The sequence below is a fragment of the Halobacillus faecis genome, assembly GCF_007991335.1.
Taxonomy (GTDB): domain Bacteria; phylum Bacillota; class Bacilli; order Bacillales; family Halobacillaceae; genus Halobacillus; species Halobacillus faecis.
The window spans coordinates 1-5,969 of sequence record NZ_BJYD01000039.1; the positions used below are offsets into that span (position 1 = coordinate 1).

A 5,969-nucleotide genomic window follows, 5' to 3' on the forward strand; every position below is an offset into this window, starting at 1 on the left:
GCTTCCCAGCCACCCCTGACGCTCTACTCAGCAACGAACCCCGGAAACATCTCGATACTGAGTCTTCCACAATCCTGCCATATTCTTTAATAACTAGACACTTTAGGACATAGCAAAAGCCCCTCTCCTTATTTGAAAGGAAGGGGCTTTTGGATTAGGATGATTCGTTTTGCTGACGGGCGCCGCGCTCTCTATGGAGTCTGATCCGGTAGATCCCAAGTATCAAAGCTGCCACTACTAAACTTTCAGGAAGAGGCAAGTTCAATCCAAGGATTAAGGTTAAGATAAATGTCCCTATAATGAGAACGGAATAAACGACAATCGTCTTCATTAAAGGTAATTTTCTAGCGAACCCGAGCTTAAATGTAATAATGGCAAGAATAACAGTCGTTAAGTATAGAAGCATGAAAGAACGAAAGAGCATGGTCACTTCGCTTTCATCATTTAAATTCACTTCACTTCCGAAGCCACGGAAAAAGAAATCGGCTACAGGCCATAGATCCGTCGGCACGGGCAGTGTGGACATATCGTTCATGATGTTCCTCCTCATGGATACCCTATTCTGCTTTCTATCATACTAGAAAGCCTCGCTCGATGCTACCCGTGAAACCATTTTCATTATTTAAACAAATCCTATATAATAGACCTGAATAGAGGTGAGCCTTTTGAAAAACTTTCATTTGAACACAGCACTTTTAGCCAGTCTCGTTATTTTATCATTCATCGCTGTTGGTTTTGCGATCGGACAAGAAATCTTCTGGCTTGCAGCCGTCCTTTTCTTTTCGGGATTTGCTCTTATGAGTGTAGGTTTGAGAAGAAAAAGAAAACAACAGCAAACATCTTGAATCATGCAGAAAGCGACCCCTATAGAGGTCGCTTTCTTTTATTTCTTCAAACGGACGTAATCCTTCGATATTTCTTCATGAATGTTGGAACGGCTCGCGAGGACGGTCGTCTTGTTCAACAAGTCCAAATCTTCCCGGTCCGCACGGGTAACGATTCCACCCACCTCACGAACGATGATGCTTCCAGCTGCGTAATCCCATGGCATCAACGTCATCGTCAAATACCCATCCAGCAGTCCTTCGGCTACAAAAGCAAATTCTAAGGCAGCTGATCCATAAGATCTGGTACTTCGTAATTTTTTCACTAGATCTTCCATGCCTTTATGGTCTACGTGAGGATTTTCAGGAATTAACCAGGATGTATTGAGCGCGAGAATGGACTGATTCAGCGGCCGCTCCTCACTGAGCTGTGGCAGCTTCTCTTCGTTTCTATAAGCACCTTCTCCTCTTTTAGCTGAGTACAAAACACCATCCATGACGTTGTAAATTAAACCGATTTCACCTACTCCGTCAAAATAAACCCCAACAGAAATGGCGAAGTTCCTTTTCTGATGAACAAAGTTCATTGTTCCATCAATGGGATCTACAATCCAGACGGTTCCTCCGAGGTCTTCTATTTCATCCCCGAATCCCTCTTCTCCTAATAAGTAATGATCCGGATACGTATCATTGATTTTTTTTGCGAAAAATTGTTCTGTTTCCTGGTCCATTTCTGTAACCAAGTCGTTCGGGTTGGATTTCGTTTCAATGGATCGAGGCGAATCAATGTTGTTTTTGATTCGTTCACCAGCTTCCAAGACCCAAGCTTTTGCATTTTCGAAAATCTCGTTCTTTTTCTGTTGATCCATAACATCGTACCCCTTTTATAAGTATCAATCTTTATCGTACCAAATCCAACCTAACATTGCATCAAATCCGCCCCCTTGTCCAACTAAAGCGCCCTATTCTTGACGACTCCGTTTCGAGATGTTTTCGTGGTTCGTTACTTAGGTTGAGCGTTAGGGGTGGCTGGGAAGTTACTCGCTTTCCTTTGGGGGAGCGCCGAGCTTCCTCGGACTGCGTCCTGCGGAATCTCGTCTACATCCTTCTCCCACGTGAGTCTCGAAGCTGAGTCTTCCGCAGTCCTGCCATTTCCTTGAATAGCTGTTTGGATTTCAAAGGCAATAAAAAAAGACGAGCAACTTTAGTGTTGCTCGCTCTTATATGGACCATTCAATCAATTGCTTACGAAGTTCAGAGAGTCTTCGCTTTGTCTTTTTTATTTGTTCGACATCTCCGGCGATCATGGCATCATGCAACGTCACCAATTCGTAATCAATTTCCATACGGATTACCGGGAGCTTCTCTTCAGCTTCTCTTTTACGCAATGCTTCCATGACATGTTTCACTGCTAACCCCTCCCTTTCAAATCCTTACTTTATATATATGTGACTTTTGCGACAGAAGTTTCAATTAGATTACTTATATGTAACCCATTTTTACAGGATTCAAACCAACCGAACACATCACTTAGTAAGCTCGGTTTCTTGTGGTAAAATAAGGGCGAGAAATGAAGGAGTTGATCGAATGGCGACATTTAGTGGATTTACACAAGAGGATTTTGACGTTTTTTCCATTCCCGGATTAGAAAATAGAATGGAAGCTTTGAGAGATCGTATTTCTCCTAAGCTTGAGGCTGTCGCGACAGAACTTTCAGCAGATGTTACGGCCATGACTGGTGACGAAATGTTCGTACACGTAGCCAAACACGCGCGCCGGAAAACGAACCCGCCGAATGATACATGGGCGGCACTAGCTTCAAATAAACGCGGTTATAAGAAGCTTCCCCACTTCCAGATCGGCCTGTGGGAGACTCATGTTTTCATTTGGTTTGCTGTGATCTACGAAAGCCCCATTAAACAGGACTTTGCTTACAAATTGGAGCAAAACAAGGATGAAGTTCTTGGTCATATTCCGGAGGACTTTGTATGGTCCATTGATCACACGAAGCCTGACAGCATTCCTCAGTCTGATGTAGATGAGGAGAAGTTTTTAAGTATGACGGAGCGTCTGAAGACGGTAAAAAAAGCTGAGATCTTGTGTGGCAGGAACATTGAACGTGGTGACGAGCGGTTGAAGGATCCTGATGCTTTTCTTGAACTATGTAAAGAAACGTTTCAAACCCTTGAACCATTATACCGCTACACAAAACAACTGGATCAGTAAGAAAAGGCGCCCCTTTGGGAGCGCCTTTTTTGTTTACATCTTCACTTTGTCGCCTTTACTGAGACCTTTCGCCTGTTTGACAGCTTTATAGCAGGAATAGCCGGATTCTTTTTCAAATTGTCCGCACAGCGTTTTCTCTTCACTTTTAGATGGGACGATCTGTTTAAAACGGGTGTACGCGAGCATCAGCTCCTCACGGTCGACTCCTTTTTCATAGGCTTGTTCGACCATGCTGTAAAAATTGACGACATCGATAATTTCTTCTTTTGACCAATAAATTTCATCGATTGGATACGTATAACTCATGATTCTTCCTCCTTACTTGGTCCACCGGTTGCGGATTTCTTCCGCTTCTGTGACAATGCGCCTGAACAATTCACCGACCGATGGAACGTCATGGATCCTTGAAGCTACTTGACCAGCCCAACCGAATCCGTAATCTTGTTTTCCATCATAAATGAACGTTTTATTCGCTTCGCCGTTAATGTAGGATTTCAAACCTTCATAACCGGCTTGATCATCTTCTAATTCCAAAATACGTGCTGTCCACTCATTTTTCAAGGCACGAGCCGGGGCCTTTAAACTCCTTTTGATGACGGTAGTGGATGTCTCGTCCGCTTGAATTAAAGCTTCCAGATAAGCGGGATGCGCGTGCACACATTCTTTGGTTGCGATAAACCGTGTCCCCATTTCCACTCCTTCCGCTCCTAAAGCAAGTGCAGCCATCAGCCCTCTACCGTCTCCTACTCCTCCTGAAGCGATGACAGGTATATCCACGGCGTCTACGACTTGTGGAGTCAGGACAAATGTACCGACATCATCACGACCGAGGTGTCCACCGCCTTCATGACCGACGACCATAACGGCATCAGCTCCAAGCTCTTCCGCTTTGACAGCCTGCCGTCTAGCTGCTACAAGTACGAGGGTTTTGATCCCAGTATTTTTGACAAGCTCAAGTACAGGGGCAGGATTCCCACCTGTCACTGAGATGACCGGCACCTTTTTTTCCACGGCCACTTGAACCATCTCTTCAAATGGACGACCATGCTGACCAATCGCAAAGTTCACACCAAACGGACGGTTTGTTTTTTCTCTTACAGCATCAATTTCTTCTCTCAATTGATTTGGACCTTCCATACTCATCGCTGTTAATTGGCCGAGTCCCCCAGCGTTTGATACCGCTGAAGCCAATTCTGAATAAGCAAGATGTGCTAGTCCTCCTTGGATAATCGGGTATGTAATGCCTAAAGCTTCTGTGACGCGAGTTTTCCATTCCACATGAATCCCTCCCCTTTTGTTTCATTTTAGCATGATTGGAAAAAGGATACACAAAAGACTAGCAAGGGAACGCGGAAACTGCTATAATTCATGTGCTTTTCTAAATTAAAGAGGTGGAAACACATATGAACCAACACGAAACTCCCCTGTTTACAGGGTTAAAAAAACATAGAGACCGAAAGCCCGTCCAATTTCATATCCCCGGCCATAAAGGCGGAAAAGGAATGGATGAAGAGTTCCGGTCCTTTATTGGAGACCAAGCGCTTTCGATCGATCTTATTAATATAGAGCCGCTGGATGACCTGCACCATCCTCAAGGCATGATCAAACAGGCGCAAGACCTTGCAGCAGAAGCCTTCGGTGCAGATTATACATTCTTCTCTGTTCAGGGCACATCTGGTGCGATCATGACGATGATCATGAGCGTCTGTCATCCCGGTGATAAAATCATTGTTCCAAGAAACGTCCATAAATCCGTAACAACAGCGATTATTTTTTCAGGAGCGAAACCCGTCTTTATCCACCCGGAACTCGACGACCGCTTCGGGATCTCGCACGGGATCACTTCAGACGCCGTAAAGAAGGCTTGTGAAGCTCATCCGGATGCGAAAGGACTGCTCGTCATCAACCCGACTTATTTCGGAGTGTCTGCCGATTTGAAAAAGATCGTCAACATTGCCCACAGTTTCGATATCCCTGTCCTTGTTGATGAGGCACACGGCGTCCATATTCACTTTCATGAGCGTCTTCCCCTTTCTGCTATGCAGGCAGGAGCAGACATGGCAGCTACGAGCGTACACAAGCTTGGCGGGTCTCTAACCCAAAGTTCCGTGTTGAACTTAAAAGAAGGACTCGTGTCACACGAGAGGGTCCAGTCCATTTTGTCTATGCTCCATACAACTTCAACTTCGTACCTTTTGCTGGCGAGTCTTGATGCTGCTCGCAGACATCTCGCTATCAACGGCCGAGAGTTGATGGAAGAAACGCTACGTCTGGCTGATCATGCGAGAAGAAGACTGAATGAAATACCGGGCATTTACTGCCCAGGCAGCGAAATATTGACAAGCGATGCGACCGTAGACTTCGACCCTACGAAGTTGATCATCTCCGTGAAAAAACTGGGATTGTCTGGCTATGATGTAGAGGTTTGGCTCCGGGAAAAAGCCAATATCGAAGTGGAACTCTCCGATTTGTATAACATTTTATGTATCGTTACCCCTGGGGATGGAGAAGAAGAAATCGACGTGCTTATCGCGGCTTTAGAAACACTTTCCGATGAGCACTCTGATAAAGAGGAGACAGAAAACATTCGGGTAAAGGTTCCAGACATTCCTGTGCTTGCCCTTTCTCCGAGAGAGGCCTTCTACTCTCCGACAGAAACGATTTTGCTAAAAGAAGCGGTCGGAAGGATCAGTGCTGAATTCGTGATGGTTTACCCCCCTGGCATCCCTATTTTCATTCCGGGTGAAATCATTACACAAGAAAACATCGAATACATCCACGAAAATGTTGAAGCCGGTCTACCTGTACAAGGCCCTGAAGATGATACACTAGAAACCATTCAAGTCATTCGTGAACAACGCGCATTCAAATAAAAAAGAGGCCCCATGGGGCTTCTTTTTTATTTTACTGTTCTTTGGT

At 45.0% G+C, this 5,969-nt stretch carries 8 protein-coding genes; 3 read left to right on the top strand and 5 right to left on the bottom strand.

The annotated features are described in order from the left end of the window. Positions 1 to 154: 154 nt before the first annotated feature. Positions 155 to 535 carry a YlaH-like family protein gene (locus HFA01_RS18350; protein ID WP_089652767.1) on the bottom strand — a complete coding sequence of 127 codons (381 nt, stop codon included), beginning with the start codon at positions 533 to 535 and terminating at the stop codon, positions 155 to 157. 121 nt (positions 536 to 656) lie between these two features. Here HFA01_RS18350 and HFA01_RS18355 point away from each other — a divergent pair, with 121 nt between their 5' ends. Beyond that, entirely contained in the window at positions 657 to 845 is a 189-nt protein-coding gene (locus HFA01_RS18355; protein ID WP_246139367.1) for a hypothetical protein, read from the top strand. Between the two features lie 38 nt (positions 846 to 883). Here the strand turns inward: HFA01_RS18355 and HFA01_RS18360 are convergent, their stop codons facing one another. Beyond that, positions 884 to 1,693: an inositol monophosphatase family protein gene (locus HFA01_RS18360; protein WP_146818827.1), complete on the bottom strand. Its 810-nt coding sequence runs from the start codon at positions 1,691 to 1,693 to the stop codon at positions 884 to 886. Between the two features lie 351 nt (positions 1,694 to 2,044). Next, a complete protein-coding gene (locus tag HFA01_RS18365; protein WP_146818828.1) occupies positions 2,045 to 2,233 on the bottom strand; it encodes a YkzI domain-containing protein in 189 nt (62 codons plus the stop codon). Between the two features lie 178 nt (positions 2,234 to 2,411). On the opposite strand from HFA01_RS18365, the gene HFA01_RS18370 reads away from it, so the two are divergent. Next, positions 2,412 to 3,050: a YktB family protein gene (locus HFA01_RS18370; RefSeq protein ID WP_146818829.1), complete on the top strand. Its 639-nt coding sequence runs from the start codon at positions 2,412 to 2,414 to the stop codon at positions 3,048 to 3,050. A 33-nt stretch (positions 3,051 to 3,083) separates the two neighbouring features. Here the strand turns inward: HFA01_RS18370 and HFA01_RS18375 are convergent, their stop codons facing one another. Continuing rightward, complete coding sequence (locus tag HFA01_RS18375; RefSeq protein ID WP_146818830.1) at positions 3,084 to 3,356, bottom strand: UPF0223 family protein; 273 nt, start codon at positions 3,354 to 3,356, stop codon at positions 3,084 to 3,086. Positions 3,357 to 3,368: 12 nt separating this feature from the next. Then, positions 3,369 to 4,328: an NAD(P)H-dependent flavin oxidoreductase gene (locus tag HFA01_RS18380; protein WP_146818831.1), complete on the bottom strand. Its 960-nt coding sequence runs from the start codon at positions 4,326 to 4,328 to the stop codon at positions 3,369 to 3,371. A gap of 125 nt (positions 4,329 to 4,453) precedes the next feature. On the opposite strand from HFA01_RS18380, the gene HFA01_RS18385 reads away from it, so the two are divergent. Further along, positions 4,454 to 5,923, top strand: coding sequence for an aminotransferase class I/II-fold pyridoxal phosphate-dependent enzyme (locus tag HFA01_RS18385; protein ID WP_146818832.1), 1,470 nt, complete (start codon positions 4,454 to 4,456; stop codon positions 5,921 to 5,923). Positions 5,924 to 5,969 lie beyond the last annotated feature (46 nt).

What these genes read in the sequence shown, in the direction of transcription:
- HFA01_RS18350 (WP_089652767.1), bottom strand. Translation starts at nt 535, where the DNA reads ATGAACGATATGTCCACACTGCCCGTGCCGACGGATCTATGGCCTGTA.
- HFA01_RS18360 (WP_146818827.1), bottom strand. Translation starts at nt 1,693, where the DNA reads ATGGATCAACAGAAAAAGAACGAGATTTTCGAAAATGCAAAAGCTTGG.
- HFA01_RS18370 (WP_146818829.1), top strand. Translation starts at nt 2,412, where the DNA reads ATGGCGACATTTAGTGGATTTACACAAGAGGATTTTGACGTTTTTTCC.
- HFA01_RS18375 (WP_146818830.1), bottom strand. Translation starts at nt 3,356, where the DNA reads ATGAGTTATACGTATCCAATCGATGAAATTTATTGGTCAAAAGAAGAA.
- HFA01_RS18385 (WP_146818832.1), top strand. Translation starts at nt 4,454, where the DNA reads ATGAACCAACACGAAACTCCCCTGTTTACAGGGTTAAAAAAACATAGA.